Genomic DNA, 23,694 nt, shown 5'->3' with positions numbered 1-23,694 from the left:
TGGGAAAAATTTAGTATATAAGGGGTAAGATCCTGATAGTCAGGTTATCTTTTTATAATAAAAAACCCCGGACGAAGTAGTCCGGGGTGTAAAATATTAGTATTTTCAGCTTTTGAGCTTTAATTAGGCCAGTATGGCTGAGAAAAAATACTCAGTCATTTTCAGCGTTTGGTAAAATCTGCTTAATGGCCTTAAGCTTCTGCTTCTGCATAAGCACTCACTGGCTCGCAGGTACAGATCAGATTACGGTCGCCATGTGTATTATTCACACGACTAATAGAAGGCCAGAACTTGTTCAGTTTTACATAATCCAGCGGGTAAGCGGCTGTTTGACGGCTGTAAGGACGTTTCCACTCATCTGCAGTTATTACAAACTGAGTGTGTGGCGCATATTTCAATACGTTCTGCTGTTTGTCTGCCCTACCTTCTTCGATAGCACTGATTTCTTCACGGATAGAAAGTAAAGCATCGCAGAAGCGATCCAGTTCACCCAGATCTTCGCTTTCCGTAGGCTCGATCATGATAGTACCCGGTACAGGGAAACTTAGTGTAGGCGCATGGAATCCATAATCCATCAGGCGTTTTGCAACGTCTTCTGCTTCTACTCCGGCAGTACCTTTGAATGGACGAAGGTCTACAATGAATTCATGTGCACAGGTACCATTTACTCCATTGTAAAGGATATCATATGCTTTTTCCAGACGGGCCTTCATGTAGTTGGCATTCAGGATAGCGAATTCAGAAGCGTTTTTAATTCCTTCAGCACCCAGTAAGCGGATATAAGCATAAGAGATGAGCAGTATGCTGGCAGAACCGTATGGTGCGGCAGATACAGCCTGTGTTTTAGCCTTATTTTCCAGGTTTACATGTCCGGGTAAGAAAGGAGCAAGGTGTTTACCAACGCAGATAGGACCCATACCAGGACCACCACCACCATGAGGGATAGCGAATGTTTTGTGCAGGTTCAGGTGACATACATCAGCACCGATGAGTCCGGGAGCTGTTAAGCCTACCTGTGCATTCATATTGGCACCATCCATGTATACCTGTCCTCCATACTGATGAACAGTGCTACAGATATCTTTCACAGTCTCTTCGTATACACCATATGTTGAAGGATAGGTGATCATTATACCTGCCAGGTCAGCGGCATGTGCTGCTGCTTTCGCTTTCAGATCTTCCACATCGATATAACCGTTTTCCAGTGCCTTCACCACTACTACTTTAAAGCCGGCCATAACTGCAGAAGCAGGGTTGGTACCGTGAGCCGAAATAGGAATCAGCATCACATTACGTTTACCTTCTCCTCTGCTTTCATGGAATGCGCGGATTACCAGTAACCCGGCATACTCGCCCTGTGCTCCACTATTAGGCTGTAAACTACATGCATCAAATGCGGTGATCTGACACAGATAATCGCTCAGTTCATTTACTATTTGCTGATAACCGCCAGTCTGCGATTTTGGTGCAAACGGATGCATCTTGCTCCAGTGATTCCAGCTTAAAGGAATCATTTCTGTGGCTGCATTCAGTTTCATGGTACAGCTACCTAGTGAAATCATGGAAGTGTTCAGAGAAAGATCCTTGTTTTCCAGCATTTTCATATAACGCATCATCTTGGACTCACTGTGATAACTGTTAAACACCGGGTGCAACAGGTAAGGAGTGGTACGTTCCAATGCAGAAGGAATGCTGGTGGTTGTTAAGTTCTTTGACAAACTACCTGCATCAAAAATAGCCAGTACATCATTCACATCCTGGATAGTAGCTGTTTCATCCAGTGAAATTACTATCTGTCCTTCAGCGGGATAGAAGAAGTTGATCCCTGCTGCTTCAGCTTTCGCTTTAATAGCAGTGGTATCTTTCACTATTACAGTTACAGTATCAAAGAAGTTAGCAGCTTTCAGCTGTAAGCCTTTAGCACTCAGTTTCTCGGCCAGTGCATTTGCCAGAATAGCTACGCGGCTGGCAATATTTTTCAGTCCTTCCGGTCCGTGGTACACTGCATACATAGCGGCCATATTAGCCAGCAATGCCTGTGCAGTACAGATATTGGAAGTTGCTTTTTCACGTTTAATATGCTGCTCGCGGGTTTGCAGTGCCATACGTAATGCACGCTTACCTTCAGCATCGATGCTCACACCAATGATACGGCCGGGAATGGAACGCTTGAAATCATCTTTTACAGCAAAAAAAGCTGCGTGTGGACCACCAAAACCTAAGGGAACACCGAAACGCTGTGCAGAACCTAAGGCCGCATCAGCACCCAGTTCTCCGGGAGCCGCCAGCAGTGTTAATGCCAGCAGATCTGTAGCCATTGCCACATAAGCTCCGGCAGCATGCACTTTATCGATAAAAGTGCGGTAGTCTTCTACTGCGCCCTGTGCATTCGGATATTGTACCAGTGCACCGAACCAGGAAGCATCCGGGGTAGCAGTAGCAAAATCACCTACTACCACCTGAATGTTCAGTGGTGTAGCGCGTGTATATATTACGTCTTTTGTCTGTGGGAATACATTATTGTCTACAAAAAAAGTAGGACGGCTCAAACGGTCATGGTCTTTATTGAGTGCGCTAAAGAACATTGCCATTGCTTCTGCTGCTGCTGTTGCTTCATCCAGCAGGGAAGCATTTGCAATTGGCAGACCAGTGAGGTCAGATACCATTGTCTGGAAGTTCAGCAGGCTTTCCAGTCGTCCCTGAGAAATCTCAGCCTGGTAAGGCGTATACTGAGTATACCATCCTGGATTTTCAAATACATTACGCAGAATCACGCTGGGGGTAATGGTATCGTAATAACCCTGCCCGATGTAATTGCGGAATACATCATTTTTTAGTGATATTTCTTTGAGCATACGCAGATAATCACTTTCGCTGATCGCCGCAGGCACCGCCAGTGGTTTTTGCATACGAATGTTACCAGGTACGGTTTTGTTTACGAGCTCTTCGAGAGAGGATACCCCAATGGTATCCAGCATGTGGTTGGTTTCAGTTTCGTTAGGCCCTATATGACGACCCACAAACTCAGTTTGTTGTATATCAAAAAGATTCATGATGTGAAGCAGGTATGATGAAATGAATGTGCAAAGCTATAATGTTTTTCAGCAATGGCCAAACTCCGCCGGTCGTTGTGGAAAGTGTGGTGATAAACAGCTATTCTAAAATCCCACTATTGTCATAATACTGTCTATGTACTATTACATATCTTTGCATTCTGATGAATGATCTATTAATAAACTGGAAAGAAAAGGCTATCGAGCAGCAGAAAGCGAACAAACAGTTTTTGCAGAAGCTGCAGACGAAAAAGGGGAGAGGTGTGGAGAAGAAATTGCCGGATCTCCATGATGAGGCATTCACTCACATCGATTGTCTGCAATGTGCGGGCTGTTGTAAAACAATCAGTCCCCGCTTTAAAGCGCCTGATATCAAACGTGCCGCCAAATATGTGGGCATGAAAGAGACTGCTTTTATCGACACTTATCTGCGGATGGATGAAGATGGGGATTATGTGGTGACTTCCGCTCCCTGTCCATTCCTGGATGCTGAAAACTATTGCAGTATCTATGATGCACGTCCCGGCGATTGCCAGAATTATCCTTATACAGATAGTTATGACTTTGTAAAGAGACCAAACATTACCTTTTTGAATAGTACTATTTGTCCGGCAGTGTTTTATGTGCTGGAAAAGCTGAAGGAAATCGTTAAATAATGCGGATACCTTCCTAAAATCATAAAAGCCCCAAAGGGGCTTTTATGATTTTAGGAAGCGAAGTTCCTTAACCCCGGAATGATATTATGCTTTCAGGTCCAGTTTTCTCATAGCGGGAGAAATAATATAAGTTGTGATCACTACTCCCAATGTTACACAACCTCCAAACACTACTGACGGAACCAGTCCCATCAGCCGTGCAGCAAATCCGCTCTCAAAAGCACCCAGCTCATTCGAAGATCCTACAAACATAGAACTCACAGCCGCTACCCGTCCCCGCATATCATCCGGTGTCTTTAACTGTAAAATTGTCTGACGGATGATCATGCTGATCGCATCCAGCAAACCACTGAATAATAAGGCTGCAAATGACAGATAATAGTTTTTGGAAAGACCGAACACGATGATACATAGTCCGAATCCAAACACCGCCAACAGCAGTTTAATGCCCGGTTTATACACCAGTGGCTTGTATGCAAGGATGAACATTGTGATCAATGATCCTATTGCCACTGCCGCACGTAAAAAGCCGAATTCGAGCGAACCTACGTGCAGCACGTCTGTCGCAAAGGCGGGTAATAAGGCTATGGCACCACCAAATAATACTGCAAACATATCCAGCGCCATCGTATTCAGCACCACTTTGGTATTCCACACGAATTTCATCCCCACAGTAAGGTTCTGAATAAAGCTTTCTCCCTGAGATTTATAATGTATTGGTTTGGGTTTGATCTTAATAAGACTGTATAACGGAGCTAAAAAAATAGTCACTACCAGTAACATGGCCCAGTGCACACCGAACAGGTGAATAAACACCCCGCCCAGCACGGGGCCTGTCATAGCACCTATTTGCCAGGAACTGCTGCTCCAGGTGGCGGCATTGGCATACAATGGTCTTGGTACTATCAGCGCCATGAGCGAGAAATTAGACGGGCTTACAAATGCCCTCACAATACCTCCGCAGAACACCAGCGCGTAAATGAAATTCAGCACCCACTTTGTAGAAATGTCCACAACCAATTTATCCCATGTGAGCAGGAACAAACCTGCGCCAATCAGGATGTAGGCAATAACACAGAGCAGCATGATTCTGCGTTTTTCCAGTTTATCTACGAGATGCCCGCCAAAGGGGGCCAGTAATACAGCCGGAATTACTTCAGCCAATCCTATAAGTCCCAGGGAAAAGGGATCATGTGAGAGCTGATACACTTTCCATTCAATAATTGTAAACTGCATGGTAAGGGCAAAAACAACAGCAAAGCGGATGATGAGATAGTAATTAAACTCAGGTATACGTAAGGAAGCGTAAGGGTCGTTCTTAGTAGCGGCAGGATTATCCACACGATCAGGTTTTGATACTGCCGCAAAAGTAAAACATTAAGAAAACATTTGTGTGACTATATCTGATGAACGGTATCAAAATGTAATGTAAGATTCTTATTTTTATAGGCAATATGCGTCTGTAGCAACTTGGTCTGGTTTTAGCAGCTAATTTATGTGAATGTAGCAACTACAATATGCTGCCTTTATGAGTACTATGCTAAATTATTTGTATCTAATCTTTTGTTAAAGAAAGCCGTCCTTAAGTACAATGGGGCTTTTTATGCTATATTTGATGATGTTCAATTTTGGATTTTTATGAGACGAATGAAAGTGATTATTCCAGCATTGCTGATTACCATCTCAATGGGAGGGTTAGCCTTCAGCAAACTGCACAAAGAAGATCCTCCTGGAAGACATGAGATAATCATGGGACTGGTTGGTCAAATTCTGAAAGAGGGGCATTATCAGCCTAAAAATATCGATGATGGTTTCTCCAGAGAGGTGTTTACAAAGTTTCTAAAGACGCTGGACAGTGAAAAGAAGTTTTTCCTGAAGAGTGATATCGAAAAGTTAAAGCCATTCTCCACCCATGTGGATGATGAAATGCAGGGAGCCCCCCTGAATTGCTTTGACACCGTAAATGTACTGATCAAACAGCGCGTTTCAGAAGCTGCTGCTATTTATCCGGAAATCCTTTCCCACCCTTTTGATTTCACTAAGGAAGAGAAAGTAGTACTGGACCCTGATAAGATAGATTATCCGGCAGATGCTGCAGACCGTGTGGAAGCATGGCGCAAAGTTCTGAAGTACCGTACACTGGAAAAGCTGGTGGACCTGCAGGAAGCCCGTGACAAGGCCAAAAGCGAAAAGCCTAAAACGGATGCAGAACTGGAAGCAGAAGCCCGCGCTAAAGTGAAAGTAGTATACGATCGTTATTTCGACCGTCTTAAAAATAAGCAGGACGATAACGAACGTTTCAGTTTATACGTGAATGCTATTACATCTACTATGGACCCTCATACTGACTTCTTCCCGCCTGATGAAAAAAGGGCTTTTGAAGAGCAGATGGCAGGTAAGTTCTACGGTATAGGCGCACAGCTGCGTGAAGAAGATGGAAAGATCAGGATCATTAGCATTGTTACCGGAAGCCCTTCCTGGAAAGAAGGTCAACTGAAAGCAAACGATGTGATCCAGAAAGTGGCGCAGGGTGAGAAAGAACCTGTAGACATTACCGGGTATGCAGTTGAAGATGCGGTGAAGCTGATCAGAGGAAGTAAAGGATCTATTGTGAAACTGACCGTAAAGAGTGCAAATGGTACTATTAAAGTAGTGTCTATTGTACGTGATGAAGTGATTCTCGATGACACTTTTGCAAAATCAGCGATCATTAAAGGTCAGCATAAAATTGGTTACATCTATCTTCCTGAATTCTATGCAGACTTCCAGGACAGAAATGGTGCCCGTTGTGCAGAAGACGTAGCTAAAGAGATCACTAAACTGAAAGCAGAAAACGTAGAAGGTATTATACTCGATCTCCGCTTTAATGGTGGTGGTTCTCTCCAGGATGTGGTACAGATGGCCGGCCTGTTTATTCCGGAAGGCCCGGTTGTACAAGTGAAATCACGGAGCGGCGATCCAATGGTATTGCGCGACCGTGATAAGAATGTGCAGTATGAAGGTCCGCTTGCCATTATGGTGAATGAATACAGTGCTTCTGCTTCTGAGATTATGGCAGCAGCTATGCAGGATTACAAACGTGCAGTGATCATTGGTAGTTCATCGACTTATGGAAAGGGTACCGTTCAGCGGATGTTTAACCTGGACGAGTTCTATTCTACCAAGGATACTGGTCCGCTTGGAGCTATCAAACTGACACAGCAGAAATTCTACCGTGCCAATGGTGGTTCTACACAGTTGAAAGGTGTATCATCAGATATTGTGTTGCCCGACCCTTATTATGAGGTAGCAGAGCGCAAGGATAAAGATGCACTGGCATGGGATGAAATTCCTAAAGCAAACTACACAACATGGATAGATCCTGTTCCAGTAGAAGCATTGAAAAAGAACAGCGACAAACGTCTGGCAAATAGTGAAGCATTCAAGATGGTGAACGATAACATCAATACTATCAAGAACCTGGAAAAACAGGAAACTTACTCACTGAACCTGCAGGCATATAAATCAGAACAGAAAACGAATACTACTGCGCTGAAACGCTTTGATGCTGCAAATGATAAAGTGAAAGATCTGAATATCGAAAGCCTGAAAGTTGATCTGGACAAATTAGGTTCAGATACATCTAAACTGGCCCGTAATAAGGACTGGTTGAAATTCAGACAAAAAGATATTTACCTGGATGAGGCGGTTAATGTGATGAATGACCTGATCGTATTATCTTATCCAAAGATGCAGGGAAAACCGGCAAATAAGTAAGAGATAGACTCAAAACCTATTTCCAGGTATACAAAATCATTATAACAAAAGAGGGGGCTATAGGCCCCCTCTTTTGTTATAATGATTTTGTATACTATTCTTCGCCAAGTAATTTTATCAGATCTCTCAGTTCTTCCTGTTTATAGGCTTCTTTATCATCCTGGAAGCATTTCAATAATTCTCCCAGCAGGAATTGAATAACGCGTTTATTGGATTGAGGATTGAAGTAGGAGGGAACCAGTGGAATGGACATCCTCTTTAAATATCCTTCCACATCCTGGTGTGTGTAGATCTGTCCCTGTATAGGATCTATAAAGAACAGAATGCGTACATCATCCGGCCTTGGAGGTTCTGTGAAGTCATAGAAGCTGTCAAAATAAGCCAGGATAAACTGACGTGGAATATTTACAGCATACACAGGAAGGTCCAGCATCGCACAAAGGCTCTGGTAAACAATACCATTTGTAAGTGGATTACCTTTCTTTGACTCTATTACCTGGTTGATAAAGAACTGGTTCTTACGTATATAAGCCACTTCCTCACCCTTTAACCCAAAGTAATTGTAGATCATGCTGTTCAGCACATTGATCTGTTCCAGTGGGGTCAGGTAATTATTCAGTTCCAGCCATATATTACGTTTAATGCGTTCTATTTCAGTGAGTACACTATTAGACTGCATATCGGGGAACTGATAACGTGCTACCAGTATTGCACCCTGTAACAGGTCTGGTGTTTCCGCATCACTCCATTGTTGAAGGGCTGCCTGCAGATCTTTGTAATGCACGCGGTGAATCACCTGCTCAATTCTCTCCTGTATAGATTCATCTACCGTGTTCTCCCATAAATGCTCAAGATTGGGTATGATCTCTTTACCAAACAAGAGGATCTTGCTGGCAACGGTATCATATACTTCCTGGTCAGGGTCGTCCAGTAAGTGAAATAGAGCATTTATTTCTTTTGTCTCGTGCATACATAGTATTGATTGCAGATGTGCATTATTCCGCTTTCTTCTTTCTCGGTGGTGCTTTTTTCTTAGGAGGATTGGCCTTTACATCTTCTATAATTGCCTTCGCTTCCTCCACCGTGAGATCCGCAGCGGTGTCAATCTTTTCCTTTGGTATTTTAAAGTTCCTTAATCCTTGTTTTATATATGGACCATATGGGCCTTTCAGGATCTGAATCTTTTCTTTTTCAAATATTTTGATGGTCCGTTCATCTTTGGCAGTACGTTTTTCCGCAATCAATGGAGCTATTTCGTCCAGCTCTACAGTATAGGGGTCCATCTCTTTTTTGAGGGAATAGAACTTCTTATCATGTGCAGCATAAGGACCGAACCGGCCAATATTTACAGTAACATCTTCGTCTTCAAATTTACCTAAATTGCGGGGAAGTTTAAACAACTCCATCGCCTCATCTAAAGTAATAGTTTCAATACTTTGTGTTGCCTTTAATTTGGCAAAACGCGGTTTTTCTTCGTCTTCCACCTTGCCTATCTGGATCATCGGGCCATAACGACCCATACGTGCTACAATAGGCTTGCCGGTAGCTTCGTCAGTTCCCAGTGGGCGTTCTCCTTTTACTCTTTCCGCATTTTCAAGGGTATTTTCCACATCTTTATGGAAAGGAGTATAGAACTCATTTAACATGTTGTTCCATACCTTTTTGCCATGTGCTATTTCATCGAATTCCCCTTCTATCCTTGCAGTAAAACCATAGTCCATTACAGAATTGAAGTACTGGTTCAGGAAGTCTGTTACGATCATTCCAAGATCTGTAGGGAATAGTTTGGATTTTTCAGCGCCTGTGTTCTCTGCATCAGTTACCTTACTGATCTTATCATCTTTCAGGGTAAGGATACGGAAATCTCTCTTAACACCTTCTTTATCACGTTTTTCTACATAACCACGTTTCTGTACGGTAGTGATGGTAGGTGCGTAGGTAGATGGTCGTCCTATACCCAGCTCTTCCAGCTTTTTTACCAGGCTGGCCTCCGTATAACGGGGTGCAGGGCGGCTAAAGCGTTCAGTAGCCTTCATTTCTTTCAGGGGCAGGGCCTGTTTGATTGCCAATGGTGGTAATGATCCATCATCAGTTTCATCTTCATCAGTAACATCCTCATCATCCTTACCTTCCATATATACTTTCAGGAAACCATCAAATTTCAGTACTTCCCCACTGGCTGTCAGTTCTTCCTTATTTGTAGAGATGTCAATCTTAGCGGTGGTTTTTTCCAGTTCCGCATCACTCATCTGGCTGGCGATAGTACGTTTCCAGATCAGTTCATACAGTTTTTTGGTATCGCTGTCCTCTACAGTATGGTTTTCCATATAAGAGGGACGGATGGCCTCATGCGCTTCCTGTGCATTCTCATTCTTATTCTTGAACTTACGATGCTGGTGGTATTTCTCTCCGTAGTTCCTGTTGATTTCCTTCTGAATTTCTCCTAGGGCAGTATCAGACAGATTCACGGAGTCTGTACGCATATAGGTGATATTACCACTTTCATACAGTTTCTGTGCAAGCAGCATCGTTTTAGATACGCTGTAGCCCAGTTTGCGGCTGGCTTCCTGCTGAAGGGTAGAAGTGGTAAAAGGTGCTGCCGGCGATTTCTTGCCTGGTTTTACCTGGATATCTTTTACGCTGTAAGCTGCTCCAACACATTGCTGAAGGAACTTTTCAGCATCCTCGGCTGTCTTGAAGCGGGTAGGGCCCTCTGCTTTAAACGTAATGTTCTTACCTGCGATATCTTTGGCCGTGAAAAAAGCCTCTACTTTAAAGGTACTTACGGAGTTAAAGGTGTTGATTTCCCTTTCCCGTTCTACGATCAGCCTAACCGCTACCGATTGCACACGGCCGGCAGATAAGGAGTTCCGCATGCTCATCTTCCTCCATAATACGGGAGAGAGCTCGAAACCCACTATTCTGTCCAGTATACGTCTTGCCTGCTGAGCATGGACCAGGTCCATATTCAGTAAACGGGGACTCAATACCGCTTTTTCGATTGCTGGCTTTGTAATTTCATGGAAAACAATGCGTTTGGTAACATCCGGGTCTAAGCCCAGTACCTCGCATAAGTGCCATGAAATAGCCTCCCCCTCACGGTCCTCATCCGTTGCAAGCCAAACCTCATCGGTTTCCTTGGCCAGCTTCTTCAGTTCCTTTACAATCTTCTCTTTATCTTCAGGGATTTTGTACTTAGGTTGAAAATTATTGGGGATGTCAATTCCCATATCATCCTTCTCAAGATCACGTATATGTCCAAAGCAAGATTTTACCTCGAAGTCTTTGCCAAGTATCTTTTCTATCGTCTTCGCTTTCGCGGGGGACTCAACTATTACTAGATTTTTTGCCATGAATGCCTTCTTTATGTGCTACTAGATACGTAAAATTCCGTATAATATTGCAAATCCGATTTTTGCAAGTATATAAAAGTAGGCCGAGAATAAAAAATAAGCCTCTTTCGATGTATTGAATGTAAATGTAATATTTTTGATAAAATCATTTAAAATGAATGATTAAGAGTTTAATAGTTAAATTGCTGGATAACAACGTTTTTTATAGAACAGGAACTTGATCATATCATTATATGAGTGCATAATTCCTCTATTTTCGTCTTTTTTTAGCAGTACACCATAATATATATGTAACCTTAGATAGAATGGATATAGTAATTATTGGCGCAGGAAATGTGGCGCATTGTTTTGGTCAATTGCTTAAAATTAACGGACACCAGATTGTTCAGGTTATCAGTCGTACGAGAGCACATGCTGATGAACTTAAGGAAGTTATACATGCCGCGGCGGCTACGGACGATCTGCTGGACATCAATATGGAGGCGGATGTATACCTGCTTGCTGTAAATGATGAGGCTATTCCGGTGCTGAATGATCGGCTCAGACTGGGTAGACGTATTGTGGCCCATACCGCAGGGGCAGTACCACTGGATGCCATCAGCAAGATCTCTACCAATACCGGTGTGTTATACCCTTTACAATCCCTCCGCAAGGGAGTAAAGAGTTTTCCGCCTATCCCATTGCTGCTGGAAGCAGCCAATGATGAGGTGATGAGAAGGCTGCAACCCATTGCTCAAAGTGTTTCTTCCAGGATAGAAGTGGTCAATTCAGAACAGCGGTTACAGTTGAATCTGACAGCTGTATTGTGTAATAATTTTACTAATCACCTGATTGCCAGGGCAAAAGATTATTGTGAGAAGGACGGACTGGACTTTACCCTGCTCCAGCCAATTATTACTGAAACCTTTGAACGCCTGGATAAATTTTCTCCGGAAACAGTACAGACAGGCCCTGCGCTGCGTAATGATGCCAGTACTATGACTAAACATCTGGAGGCTCTGAAAGGAAATAAGTACCTGGAACTTATTTACAGGATCATGTCTGACAGTATTCATGACTTTCATACTAACGCCTGATAATAAAATTGATGGTATTTTTGCCAACTGAGGGACAGAAAGCCTCCTTTTTGTATTTAACTGATAGTAAATGAACATTTTATCTCTTTTTCAGCCCATTACTACTTTTGTTTTTGATGTAGATGGGGTGCTTACAGACGGAACTGTACAGTTGTTACCCAATGGTGAGCAGTCACGTAAAATGAATATAAAGGACGGTTATGCCCTTCAGCTGGCAATAAAAAAAGGTTACCGGATAGCTATTATTTCCGGTGGCCGGTCTGAAAGTGTAGTAAGCCGCCTTCAGGGATTAGGTATTACAGATGTCTATACCGGGATCACCGATAAACAGGAAAAACTACAGGATTATGTATTTGAACATGATCTTCGTTGGGAAGAAGTGATCTTCATGGGAGATGATATTCCGGATTACAGGGCCATGCAACTGGTAGGGTTGCCTGTTTGTCCGGCGGATGCCGCTCCTGAAATAAAAAGTATCTGCCGTTATATTTCTCCTTTTACCGGTGGTGCCGGGTGTGTAAGGGAAATAATAGAAAAGGTACTTAAGCTGAACGGGCACTGGACAATTGATGAAGAAATTGCCAGCCGCTAGTCATTCCTTACTTTTACTGCAATTATTATATTATGAAATTGCTGACAGCATTCTTTAAGCTGATTCGTTACCCGAACCTTCTATATATAGGATTAACACAATTCTTACTGCAATACTGTGTGGTAGCACCCTTATTGCAACATAACGGGGAATCTCCGTCTCTTCCCCCTCTGTCGTTTTTCTTGCTGTCATTTTCTACCGTTGTTATCGCAGCAGCCGGTTATATCATCAATGATTATTTTGACATCAACATAGATATCATTAATAAACCGGATAAGATGGTGCTGGATAAGATCATCAACCGTCGATGGGCAATGGCATGGCATACCATATTAAATATGGCGGGAGTATCCATTGGCTTTATTGTAGCCTGGCGGATAGGACAGATCTATCTTGGATTTACCCAGGTGTTCTGTTCTCTGTTGCTCTGGTTCTATTCCACTTCATTCAAGCGGCAGGTACTGATAGGCAATGTGCTGATCTCCCTGTTAACCGCCCTGGCAGTGGTAGTGGTAGGTTTTTATGAAAAGCAGATCTATGAAAGTTTTGAAGCTATCATGTCGCCGGTGGGACGAAAACTGATCCAGATCATTGGAGTATATGCACTGTTTGCTTTTATGATCTCCCTGGTAAGAGAGATTGTGAAAGACCTGGAAGATATGATAGGTGATAGCAAAGATGGCTGTCGAACTATTCCTATTGTATGGGGAGTAGAACCTGCCAAACGCCTGTGTTACGGACTGCTGCTTGCCCTGCAGATACTGATCCTGCTCACAGAAATAAGGATAGCGCTGCTTGGATGGTATGGAGCTATCATATACCTGCTACTGCTGGTACAGATACCCTGCCTCTATATTTATTTACAGTTGAAGAAGGCCCACATGCCGGAACATTACCATAAAGTAAGTTCGCTGGTAAAACTGATTATGCTTACAGGCATCTTATCTATGATATTTTTTAAAATAATGCTTTGATGTATACTGGAAAACGTGTGATACTTGCTTCTCAGTCGCCCCGGCGTAAACAATTGCTGGAACAGGCAGGGATTCCTTTTGAAGTAAAGGTGGTGGATACGGAAGAAACGTTTCCTGCCGGTATGCATATCCCTGAGATTCCTGTACATATTGCCCGTCAGAAATCGGCTGCAGTGGCAGCGTTATGCAATTCGGAAGATATTATTATCACCGCAGATACGGTGGTGGTATTGGATGATACAATCATCGGTAAACCACGGGACAGAGACGATGCAATCAGGATCCTTTCCGCGCTTAGCGGACGTACACACCGGGTAATTACAGGTGTGGTGATTCAGCATAAAGGAAAGGAACAGTCTTTTTCGAAAGAAACGGAAGTACATTTTAAACCACTTACTACAGAGCAGATTATCTATTATATAGATGAATACAAACCTTACGATAAAGCGGGTGCTTATGCTATCCAGGAATGGATTGGAGCTGTGGGGATAGATGGGATTAACGGATGTTTTTATAACGTAATGGGACTGCCTATTAGTAATGTTGTGGAGGTGTTACAGAAAATGTAATTGTGATAGATGGCATTAATAATCTTACAAAAAATATAACGGCGCAAATGGATTGCGCCGTTATTATTTTTACGTTTATCAGTGTAATCATTTATTCCAATACCAGTAGATTCACGTCTTTGTTCTTCAGCCAGCTGGCTTCCTGCAGCTTTTGTAAATTGATCACACCCACTATATAACGGTAAGTAACCGATTCATACTTCTCTGAAATGTTGAAGAAATCCGCAAGGTTCACGTGATCAGGTGCGCTGTAACGCAGATATACTTTCAGTTGTACATCATTGCTGAATGCAGGCTGATTGGATTGTTTGATCTTTTTATATTCATACCGGTAATTGTATAACAGCGCAGATATATCTGATAATACAGCACTACCAGTGGCTGTACCGCCAGCACCTTTTCCTACAAAGAACTGTTTATCGGTAAATGCACTTTCCAGCAAGATCCCGTTGTATTCATTGTATACATCATACAACAGGTTATGTTCTTTTACCAGGTGAGGCAATACATATGCATTCACACTGCCATTCTGCCTGCGACAGGTACCAATAAGTTTAATAGTACAACCACGTTGTTTTGCAAACTGAATATCAAAATCATTCAGGTGATGGATTCCGAAGTTGAACACTTCTTCCGGTTTTACAAATGTGCCGAAAGCATGTAAAAGGAGGATCACGATCTTAAATTTCGGATCGTATCCTTCTATGTCCAGGGTAGGATCTGTTTCAGCAAAACCTAAGTCCTGTGCCTGTTGTAAGGCAATATCAAAACTCAGGTTCTCTTCAAATATTTTAGTGAGAATATAGTTCGTAGAACCGTTACAGATACCTTCTACTGCATTCAGCAGATCGTTATCGTAGTATTCTTCCAGGTTACGGATGATGGGAATACTTGCACAGCTGGATGCTTCGTACAGGAAAGGAACTTTATTCTCTACCTGTAACTGGTATAATGCGGGCAGATTTTCTGCAATCATTCTTTTGCTGGCGCTTACTACTGCTTTACCATTGCGCAGGGCAGTGCTTACAATTGTAAATGCAGCATCTGTTTCGTTGATCAGCTCTACTACCACATCAATAGTAGGATCCTGTAGGATCTCATTTGGATCTGTAGTGAAATAACTTGCGTCGATTGGACGAGGCTTATTGGGATCTTTAATACATATTTTTTTTATGCGTGCATTGATACCTTTTGTTCTGTTCAGAACTTCGTATAATCCCTGTCCCACGCAACCAAATCCGAAAATCCCTAAATTGATAATCTTCTTTTCCATTTTCTTTTTTGTGCTTAATGAGTAACGTATACACACATTACGATGGCGATAGTATTGTGTATAATCCGTTCCGCTTTATTGTAAAACTGTTGTCTGCTTTCCAGCCGGCAGGTTCAGCTTATCCAGCGCCTGCTTCAGATCATTTATGAGGTCTTCTGCATCTTCAATGCCTACGGAGAGGCGGATACAGGAATCCTGGAGTCCCGTTTTTTTACGGAACTCTTCAGGAATATTACGGTGAGTCATAGTAGTCGGATGATCCAGCATACTTTTAACTCCCCCAAAGCTTTCCGCCAGCTTAAACAGTTTAGTTGCATTTACTATACGGATAGCGCTTTTGATGTTGTCTGTTTTTAGGGAAAAGCTGACCAGTCCTCCATATTGCTTCTGTTGTTTGCGGGCAATATGATGGTTTTTATGAGTGGCCAGTCCGGGATAGTATACTTTATCAATGGCGGGATGAGTAGCCAGCCAGGTGGCTACAGCCATGGCATTGCTGCATTGTTTATCCAAACGCAGGCATAAGGTTTCAATACCCCGGATAGTGAGCCATGCTTCAAACGGGCTAAGGATGCTGCCTGAAATATTCTGATTGAAGCGTAACTGATCGGCCAGTAATTTTGTATTCACTACAACCAGTCCTGCGATAACATCTGTATGTCCTGCAAGGTATTTGGTAGCGCTGTGAATTACGATATCAGCGCCTAATGGGATAGGTTGTTGCAGCAGTGGTGTACATAATGTATTGTCCACTACCAGCAGCACATTATGCTGTTTCGCTATTTTGCTGATCGATTTGATATCAGATACGCGTAATGTAGGATTGGTGGGCGATTCCAGCCAGATCATTTTTGTCTGAGGGTTTATAGCGGCCAATACTTTATCTGTATTGCTGGTATCGATAAAGTTTGCTTTGATGCCAAAACGTTCAAACATATGCTGGAACATCTGGAAGATACCGCCATAAGTATCTTCTACGGCTATGATCTCATCGCCTGATTTTAATAGCTTCATCACAGCATCGATAGCAGCCATGCCGCTCGCGAAGGCGAAGCCTGCGTGACCATCTTCCAGGCTGCAGATAATATTCTCCAGCACCTTCCGTGTAGGATTATTGGCACGGGAAAATTCAAATCCCTTATTGATGCCAGGTGATTCCTGAACAAAGGTGGAGGTTTGATAAATTGGCACCGAGATGGCCCCTGTCAATTCATCAACCGGAATGCTGTGAAGTAATTGTGTTGCTATTTTCATTTTATGCTTTAAGCTTAACGCTTAAGCAGAAAAGGGAGTACTGACTACCGATCGTTCTGATGAAACGTTCGGTACTGAGCATAAAAAAAGCCCCTCCGTTGTTGGAAGAGCATCTCAGTATTTTATTACATTGAATAACTATCTCTGCCAACTTATCTTCCCTCGATTATAATTATAACCGGGGCCGGAATTAGCACCTTTATCCTGTCGTTAAACAGAATTGGTTGCTAAGGCATCGCAGGGCCAAGTCCCTCCGCCTTTCTGGATAAGTAAATTATAAGAACTGGGTGCAAAGGTAAGGTTACTTGTTCCAATTTTCCAAATGACAGATTTAAATTTTGAGGGATGGGGAAGGAATACTAAATTTATTAGTAAATTGTTTGTGATTTAATTTTACCTCAATGAATACCGTTGTTAATGTTATCCCGCTTCTTACAGAGGAGCTTTTCCAGCATATATGGAAATTCCGTTTATTTACACAGTCAGGCCTGACCACACTGGATGGGCAGCCATTACAAATCCTGCATCCCGGTATACATAATAATCATGCGGGCCCCGATTTTACTGCTGCCCGCATACGGATAGACCAAACATTATGGGCAGGAAATATCGAACTACACCTGAAAACGTCTGACTGGTACAGGCACCGGCACCAGCACAACCAGCAATATGAAAATGTGATCCTGCACGTTGTGTTTAATAACGACGTGAAGGAGTTGACTACAGGAGGAATTCCCTGTATAGAATTACAGCAGTTTGTGCCTAAAATGTTGTTCGAGCGCTTTATACGGTTACGTGAGTCTGCTGACCTTGTACCCTGTGGAAAGATGGCCGCCCGCGTGCCTTACATAATATGGGAGAAGTGGAAGGAACGTCTGCTGGCAGAACGGCTTGAGAGGAAGGCAAACCGCCTGCAAAGCTGGTTGTTGTGTAACCGGTATAACTGGGAAGAAGTCTGCTACTGGGCTGTTGCTGAAAGTTTTGGACTACCGGTGAATGGGGAGGCATTTCTGCAGCTGGCTCAGTCACTTCCATATAACCTGCTCATGCGGCATCAGCAGAGCATCTTTCACTTGGAAGCGCTTTTGTTTGGTCAGGCAGGGATGCTGGAAGGAAATTTCAAGGATGAATATCCGTTACGGTTGCAGCAGGAATACAATTATATGAGGCATAAATACCAGCTTCAGCCTTTGTCCGGCTATTTGTGGAAATGGTTAAGGATGCGGCCTTCTTCCTTTCCTACTATAAGGATAGCCTGCCTGGCAGCATTGTTGCAGAAGGGGAGCCACCTATTCTCAAAGATCCTGGAAACGAATGATCTGGCAAGGTTTGAGCAACTGATATCTGTGCAACCGTCCCTTTACTGGCAGCAGCATTACCGCTTTGATGTACCAGCAAGGAATGTCCGGAATCCGGGGCTGAAAGCGGCTCAGAGTGTCCTTATCAATTCGGTATTACCATTGTTATACCTGTATGGACAGGAGAAAATGAAATACTGTTACCAGGAGAAGGCCATAGATTTTATGAACCTGTTACCGGCAGAAGAGAACAGGGTGATCCGCGAATGGGGAGAGCTGGGAGTCAAAGCAAAGTCTGCACAGGATTCCCAGGCATTGCTGCAATTGAAGAATAATTATTGTCAGGAGAAGAAATGCCTGCAATGTGCTATTGGGGCAAAGCTGTTGAAGGAGGAGATCAGCGATTGAGTGATCTGATAAATATTGGTCACGACCTGTAAACGGAATTTCCTTCTGGGAGAGGATTATGTAAGCGGACGGTTCGTCTTAATCCATGTAAGGAGAATCTTCCCCCAAAAAGAACAGGGCTTGAGGAGCGCTTATAGACACCTCAAGCCCCATCAAAAAACATATCTTACCAGTTAAATTTCACATTCTGCACCAGATCCGGATGTAAGCTCTTTGCTACCGGGCAGGTAAGGGCAGCTCTTTCGAGAATGGTTCTTTCTTTTTCTCCCAGTCCGTGCTCCCCGGGAAAATCAAAGACCACTCTTACCTCAATAATACGACGGGGTTCAGTACCCATGATCTTTTCAATACTCACTTTGGTGCTTTCTATATTCCAGCCATTTTTGTTTGCATTGATCCCCATAATGGTAAGCATACACGATCCCAGGGCAGTCGCTACCAGGTCTGTGGGTGAAAAGCTCTCGCCTTTACCGTTATTATCTATAGGGGCATCCGTCTGGATAACAGTACCACTTTGTAAATGAGTTGCAGTTGTTCTCAGTTGACCATTATACAGGATCGAAGATGTTAGCATATTTTTTTGTTCTTTGATGTAAAAATAGGAAGAAGCTGGAAAAGGAAAAAGCCGGCTCCGGAAAGGTTTGTAACCATTTTACATATAATACGTTATACCTGTTATGCGCGCCCTGGGACAGGGTAAAACAAATTTACACATGAAAGAAAAAACGTGTAGGTTTGTAATGCATAGCATACCAATTAATACAAGCCAGACGTTTATAAACAAAACAAATCTATACAGGTGAAAAAACTACACTTATTCGTGCTCTTACTACTGGTAGTGGGCGGCTTGCAGGCTCAGGACACTAGTTCATTAGGGAAGCCCCCCAAAGAGGAGCGGGAGCAGAAGAAGTCGAGACGTATTTCATTGTTTAAGCAGCGGGAGGAAGGAGAAAACATTTACCAGAGAGAGTTCTCTATAGGGGGACGGGTAAATACCGACGGTTGGAGCGGCTTTCTTGAACTGGGATATCGTAAAAGCCGGCAGAAAGTAACCTTTTACCAGTTTGAATTCGCCGAAAAGAAAAATCCCAAGGAATATAAACAACCCGGAGCCGTAAAAGACCCAATACCTGATGCGTATGGCTTCGTCTACTCTGAAAAACCTTTCATCTTTGGAAAACAGAATAACTTCTATCAGGCAAAGCTGGGTATAGGACAGCAACGTTTGATCGGTGGAAAGGGTAATAAAAATGGAGTATTGGTAAATGCAATCTACTACGGAGGAATTTCTATCGGTCTCTTAAAACCTTATTATCTGAATGTGAAAGATACGGTTACAGAAAGTGCAGTGCAGATAAAATATGGACAAAGTGCTGATTATGACAAGGTATTTACCGAAATTGATAAAATTATAGGTGGTGCCGGTTTTAGTAAGGGATGGGGAGAATTGAGTGTAGTACCCGGCTTACATGCCAAGTTAGCCCTCCGCTTCGACTGGGCAAGGTTTAATGAGGTGGTAAGTGCCCTGGAAGTGGGTATGAATGCGGAATACTATACCAAAGAAATCCCTATTATGGTGTTCCAGGAAAATAAGAAGTTCTTCTTCAACGGATATATAGCCGTTCAATTCGGAAAGCGCTGGAACAAGAAATAACCGGATAAGTAGTAAATTTGTAGTCTAAAGAAAGGATCAGAGATGCAAGAATCACTCATAACTACTTCAACACCATGTAGTACGGCACCTGCGGCACCTGATGTTCCCAGGGTTAAAAAACCGGATTGGCTGCGTGTTAAACTACCAATAGGCGAAAGCTACAAACAGGTGCGTAACCTGGTTGATACCCATAAATTACATACTATCTGCGAAAGCGGAAACTGTCCTAATATGGGAGAGTGCTGGGGAGCCGGTACTGCTACCTTCATGATATTAGGTAATATCTGCACACGTAGCTGTGGCTTTTGCGCAGTTGCTACCGGCAGACCTGAGGCAGTTGACTGGGACGAACCTCAGCGTGTGGCAGAAGCTATCTACCTGATGAAGGTGAAACATGCGGTTATTACCTCTGTAGACAGGGATGAGCTGAAAGATGGCGGTTCCATCATATGGGCCAACACTATCAAAGCTGTTCGTGCACTGAACGTAAATACCACCATGGAAACCCTGATCCCGGACTTTGCAGGGAAATGGGACAACCTGGAGCGCATTATCGAGGTAGCTCCTGAAATAGTATCTCACAATCTGGAAACAGTGGAGAGAATGACCAAGCAAGTACGTATACAAGCCAAATACCACCGCAGCCTTGAAGTGATCCGCCGTTTGAAAGATGGCGGTATGCGCACCAAGAGCGGTATAATGCTGGGACTGGGTGAAACCAAAGAAGAAGTAGTACAGGCCATGCAGGATCTGTACGATAACGGTTGTGATGTAGTAACCTTAGGACAATATCTGCAACCTACCCCCAAACATCTGCCGGTAGTACGGTTTGTACACCCTGATGAGTTTGCAGAACTTAGAGAAATAGGCTATAATATGGGCCTGGATTATGTAGAATCCGGACCGCTGGTAAGATCGTCCTATCATGCAGAGAAGCATATACATAGTGGACGGGCTACTAACAAAATATAATCTTATTAAAAAAATCCATCAGCGGTGATGGATTTTTTTATTTGTAGTATATCTTCGCATCTCAGTTACCTGTAGTTGAACAGGTAAAACCCAATTGGAATTATTATTACTCATGCCAGTAATAGATATAAACTTAAACCTACCTGATTGCAGTTTTTAGTGCATGCCTTTTTTATTTTTCTAATAATATTAAGAACAATCATGTTTTTATCATTGTTCTTACGATTGGTCTAAAGAAGAATCTGATTGTCAAAACCTTTTATGAAAAGAGTATTTTATCTGACCGCAGTCTTGGGAATATGGCTGTGCAATGCTACTGCATACGCACAGCAAGTCCCTGATTCGCTATTATCTAAAGCTACGCTTCAGGAATGCGTACAGTATGCCTTGTCCCATCAGCCTGTTGTAAAGCAATCCGGAATTGATGAAGAAATCACGGAACATGGAATCAAAAGTAAGCTGGCAGACTGGTATCCCCAGATCGGCCTTGATTTCAATCTGCAGCATTACCTGAAACTGCCAACTTCCTATTTTAATGGTGCTGCCGTTAAAACGGGTGTAGCAAATTCTTCTTCTGCGGCCTTCTCCCTGAATCAGAACATTTTTAACCGGGATCTTCTGCTGGCTAATAAAACGGCTAAAGATGTACGCAGACAGGCGAAACAAAACACACAAAGCAACAAGATTGATGTAGTGGCTAATGTAAGTAAAGCCTATTACGATATGCTGCTTACTCAAAAGCAACTGGATGTGCTGAATGAAGATATCGTTCGCCTGGAACGCAGTTTGAAAGATGCCTACAACCAGTACCAGGGTGGTATAGTGGATAAGACCGACTATAAACGGGCTACTATTTCACTCAACAATACCAAGGCACAGAAGAAAACCGGAGAAGAATCCCTGGTGGCCAAATACGCCTACCTGAAACAGGTGATGGGATATCCGCCAACGGGACAGCTGAACCTGGTATACGATACCATGAAAATGAGCCAGGAAGTAGAACTGGATACAAATGTGGCCGTTGCATACGAAACCAGGATAGAATACCAATTGTTGCAAACACAACGGAGCCTGTTGGCCGCAGAATTGCGATATAATAAGTGGAGTTTTTTACCAACGGTATCGGCCTTCGCTAATTATAATTTCGCTTACCTGCACCCTGAATTTTCAAAATTGTATAGTCATAATTATCCGAACTCATTGGTAGGAGTTCAGTTATCACTGCCTATTTTCCAGGGATCCAAAAGGCTGCATAATATTAAACAGGCAGAATTGCAGTTAAAACGTACCGACTGGGATGTGGAAGCATTGAGGAACCAGATTAATACTGAGTATACACAGGCCATGTCTGCCTATAAGAGCAATCTTAATGAGTTCCTGGTATTAAAGGAAAATATGGAACTGGCAAAGGAAGTATATGATCTGATAGAGATGCAATATAGAGAAGGAGTGAAGGCTTACCTGGAAGTGATTACAGCACAGACAGATCTTCGTGCCGCACAGCTTAACTATTATAATGCGATGTACACTGTGCTATCGAGCAAAATAGATCTGGAACGTTCACTGGGTACAATATCTACTAACTAATTAATGGTAAAACTGGCCGGATAGCATACTATACGGTCATTGAAAGGACAAATATATAGAGATGAAAACAAAGCAACACATTCTCCTCATTGGCGCTACAGGTATATTTTTCCTGGCTTCCTGCAAAGGACCGGGCCAGAAAGCTGCCATGGTAATGCCCCCTACACCTGTAAATGTTGCTGCTGCAACACAGGGCTCCGCTATTTACTACGATAAATTCCCGGCTTCAGTGGTATCATTGAACCAGGTGGAATTGCGTGCCCAGGTGGCCGGTTATATTACCGGAATCTTCTTCAAAGAAGGAGAAGTCGTGCAGAAGGGTAAAGCCCTCTATGAAATAGATCGTCGTAAATATGAAGCCGCTTACCGCCAGGCAGAAGCTAATATCGCCAGCGCCAAAGCAAACTTCAACAAAGCACAGAAAGATGCTGACCGTTATCACCGCCTGGCTGAACAGGATGCAATAGCCCGCCAGACTCTGGACAATGCAGAAGCCGCGCTGGAAACAACCCGCAGCCAGGTAGCTGCCGCAGAAGCTGCTTTGCTTGCTGCCCGTACAGACCTGGATTATTCTTATATAAAAGCTCCATTCACGGGCCGTATTGGTATTTCCCAGGTTAAGCTGGGAGCTCAGGTAAGCCCGGGTACTACGCTGTTAAATACTATGTCCAGCGAGAACCCCATTGCAGTAGATTTTGTGGTGAGTGAAACGGATATTCCCCGTTTTTCAGCAATGCAAGGTAAATCGATCAACCCGGAAGATTCTACATTCCGTTTGCAGCTTCCTGATGGCACTGCTTATTCAGAACGTGGTAAGATCATTGTAATAGATCGTGGGGTGGACAATCAGACCGCTACCATCAAGGTACGTATTGAATTCTCCAATCCTAAAGAAGTGCTGAAAGATGGTATGAGCTGTGTATTGCGTGTACTGAATGATCAGTCGGGCGATCATGTGATTATTCCTTACAAAGCAGTAGTAGAACAGATGGGTGAATTCTTCGTATTTGTATCAAAAGATACAGTAGCAGAACAGCGTAAGATCCACCTGGGACCACGTTTGAGAGATCAGATCGTAGTACTGGATGGTGTAACTGCAGGCGAAAAAGTGATCACAGAAGGCTTCCAGCGTTTACGCGATGGCGGTAAAATAGATACGGCAGCGCCTAAACAGCAACAGCCACCAGCTGGTAAGAAATAGTTTATAGTTTGAGTTTGA

General features: G+C 43.2%; 18 protein-coding genes and 1 riboswitch. Of the genes, 11 read left to right on the top strand and 7 right to left on the bottom strand.

The window, feature by feature from the left end; translation table 11 throughout:
• Nucleotides 1-191 precede the first annotated feature (191 nt).
• Nucleotides 192-3,053: an aminomethyl-transferring glycine dehydrogenase gene (gene gcvP / locus BM176_RS19175; RefSeq protein WP_090105907.1), complete on the bottom strand. Its 2,862-nt coding sequence runs from the start codon at nucleotides 3,051-3,053 to the stop codon at nucleotides 192-194.
• Nucleotides 3,054-3,217: 164 nt separating this feature from the next.
• Between gcvP and BM176_RS19170 the strand changes: the two genes are divergently transcribed.
• Nucleotides 3,218-3,709, top strand: a complete 492-nt coding sequence (locus BM176_RS19170; protein WP_090105906.1) for a YkgJ family cysteine cluster protein — start codon at nucleotides 3,218-3,220, stop codon at nucleotides 3,707-3,709.
• 84 nt (nucleotides 3,710-3,793) lie between these two features.
• On the opposite strand, the gene BM176_RS19165 is transcribed toward BM176_RS19170, so the two are convergent.
• Nucleotides 3,794-5,050: an MFS transporter gene (locus tag BM176_RS19165; protein WP_090105905.1), complete on the bottom strand. Its 1,257-nt coding sequence runs from the start codon at nucleotides 5,048-5,050 to the stop codon at nucleotides 3,794-3,796.
• A gap of 297 nt (nucleotides 5,051-5,347) precedes the next feature.
• Here BM176_RS19165 and BM176_RS19160 point away from each other — a divergent pair, with 297 nt between their 5' ends.
• Nucleotides 5,348-7,465 carry a carboxy terminal-processing peptidase gene (locus BM176_RS19160; RefSeq protein ID WP_090105904.1) on the top strand — a complete coding sequence of 706 codons (2,118 nt, stop codon included), beginning with the start codon at nucleotides 5,348-5,350 and terminating at the stop codon, nucleotides 7,463-7,465.
• Nucleotides 7,466-7,559: 94 nt separating this feature from the next.
• Here BM176_RS19160 and BM176_RS19155 read toward each other — a convergent pair whose 3' ends face one another.
• Both BM176_RS19155 and topA read right to left on the bottom strand, forming a co-directional pair.
• The gene (locus BM176_RS19155) at nucleotides 7,560-8,435 is read right to left on the bottom strand and encodes a transglutaminase-like domain-containing protein (protein ID WP_090105903.1); all 876 of its coding nucleotides are present in this window, start codon (nucleotides 8,433-8,435) and stop codon (nucleotides 7,560-7,562) included.
• Between the two features lie 25 nt (nucleotides 8,436-8,460).
• A complete protein-coding gene (gene topA / locus BM176_RS19150) occupies nucleotides 8,461-10,818 on the bottom strand; it encodes a type I DNA topoisomerase (protein WP_090105902.1) in 2,358 nt (785 codons plus the stop codon).
• A 305-nt stretch (nucleotides 10,819-11,123) separates the two neighbouring features.
• Between topA and BM176_RS19145 the strand changes: the two genes are divergently transcribed.
• The 4 genes from BM176_RS19145 to BM176_RS19130 all read left to right on the top strand — a co-directional run bounded on the left by BM176_RS19145 (nucleotide 11,124) and on the right by BM176_RS19130 (nucleotide 14,029).
• On the top strand, nucleotides 11,124-11,894 hold the full coding sequence (locus tag BM176_RS19145; RefSeq protein WP_090105901.1) for a Rossmann-like and DUF2520 domain-containing protein: 771 nt from the start codon (nucleotides 11,124-11,126) through the stop codon (nucleotides 11,892-11,894).
• Between the two features lie 70 nt (nucleotides 11,895-11,964).
• Nucleotides 11,965-12,486 carry a KdsC family phosphatase gene (locus tag BM176_RS19140; RefSeq protein ID WP_090105900.1) on the top strand — a complete coding sequence of 174 codons (522 nt, stop codon included), beginning with the start codon at nucleotides 11,965-11,967 and terminating at the stop codon, nucleotides 12,484-12,486.
• Nucleotides 12,487-12,518: 32 nt separating this feature from the next.
• Nucleotides 12,519-13,460: a geranylgeranylglycerol-phosphate geranylgeranyltransferase gene (locus BM176_RS19135; protein WP_090105899.1), complete on the top strand. Its 942-nt coding sequence runs from the start codon at nucleotides 12,519-12,521 to the stop codon at nucleotides 13,458-13,460.
• Nucleotides 13,460-14,029 (top strand): Maf family protein, encoded by a 570-nt coding sequence (locus BM176_RS19130; RefSeq protein WP_090105898.1) that lies wholly within the window; start codon nucleotides 13,460-13,462, stop codon nucleotides 14,027-14,029. Before BM176_RS19135 ends, BM176_RS19130 begins: the two co-directional genes overlap by 1 nt.
• 91 nt (nucleotides 14,030-14,120) lie before the next feature.
• Here the strand turns inward: BM176_RS19130 and BM176_RS19125 are convergent, their stop codons facing one another.
• Both BM176_RS19125 and BM176_RS19120 read right to left on the bottom strand, forming a co-directional pair.
• Nucleotides 14,121-15,302 (bottom strand): homoserine dehydrogenase, encoded by a 1,182-nt coding sequence (locus tag BM176_RS19125; RefSeq protein ID WP_090105897.1) that lies wholly within the window; start codon nucleotides 15,300-15,302, stop codon nucleotides 14,121-14,123.
• Nucleotides 15,303-15,377: 75 nt separating this feature from the next.
• The gene (locus BM176_RS19120; protein WP_090105896.1) at nucleotides 15,378-16,556 is read right to left on the bottom strand and encodes a trans-sulfuration enzyme family protein; all 1,179 of its coding nucleotides are present in this window, start codon (nucleotides 16,554-16,556) and stop codon (nucleotides 15,378-15,380) included.
• 149 nt (nucleotides 16,557-16,705) lie between these two features.
• Nucleotides 16,706-16,828, bottom strand: a riboswitch (SAM riboswitch).
• A gap of 129 nt (nucleotides 16,829-16,957) precedes the next feature.
• Between BM176_RS19120 and BM176_RS19115 the strand changes: the two genes are divergently transcribed.
• The gene (locus tag BM176_RS19115) at nucleotides 16,958-18,262 is read left to right on the top strand and encodes a DUF2851 family protein (RefSeq protein ID WP_090105895.1); all 1,305 of its coding nucleotides are present in this window, start codon (nucleotides 16,958-16,960) and stop codon (nucleotides 18,260-18,262) included.
• 166 nt (nucleotides 18,263-18,428) lie between these two features.
• On the opposite strand, the gene BM176_RS19110 is transcribed toward BM176_RS19115, so the two are convergent.
• Nucleotides 18,429-18,836 carry an OsmC family protein gene (locus tag BM176_RS19110; protein ID WP_090105894.1) on the bottom strand — a complete coding sequence of 136 codons (408 nt, stop codon included), beginning with the start codon at nucleotides 18,834-18,836 and terminating at the stop codon, nucleotides 18,429-18,431.
• A 225-nt stretch (nucleotides 18,837-19,061) separates the two neighbouring features.
• On the opposite strand from BM176_RS19110, the gene BM176_RS19105 reads away from it, so the two are divergent.
• The 4 genes from BM176_RS19105 to BM176_RS19090 all read left to right on the top strand — a co-directional run bounded on the left by BM176_RS19105 (nucleotide 19,062) and on the right by BM176_RS19090 (nucleotide 23,676).
• Nucleotides 19,062-19,916 carry a hypothetical protein gene (locus tag BM176_RS19105; RefSeq protein WP_143097859.1) on the top strand — a complete coding sequence of 285 codons (855 nt, stop codon included), beginning with the start codon at nucleotides 19,062-19,064 and terminating at the stop codon, nucleotides 19,914-19,916.
• Nucleotides 19,917-19,958: 42 nt separating this feature from the next.
• Entirely contained in the window at nucleotides 19,959-20,888 is a 930-nt protein-coding gene (lipA, locus tag BM176_RS19100) for a lipoyl synthase (RefSeq protein WP_255373544.1), read from the top strand.
• Nucleotides 20,889-21,149: 261 nt separating this feature from the next.
• Complete coding sequence (locus tag BM176_RS19095; protein WP_090105892.1) at nucleotides 21,150-22,475, top strand: TolC family protein; 1,326 nt, start codon at nucleotides 21,150-21,152, stop codon at nucleotides 22,473-22,475.
• A gap of 61 nt (nucleotides 22,476-22,536) precedes the next feature.
• A complete protein-coding gene (locus tag BM176_RS19090; RefSeq protein ID WP_090105891.1) occupies nucleotides 22,537-23,676 on the top strand; it encodes an efflux RND transporter periplasmic adaptor subunit in 1,140 nt (379 codons plus the stop codon).
• The last annotated feature ends 18 nt before the right edge of the window (nucleotides 23,677-23,694 follow it).

The sequence above is a fragment of the Chitinophaga sp. CF118 genome (genome assembly GCF_900112615.1).
Classification (GTDB): domain Bacteria; phylum Bacteroidota; class Bacteroidia; order Chitinophagales; family Chitinophagaceae; genus Chitinophaga.
This window is presented reverse-complemented; position numbering and strand designations above follow the sequence as displayed.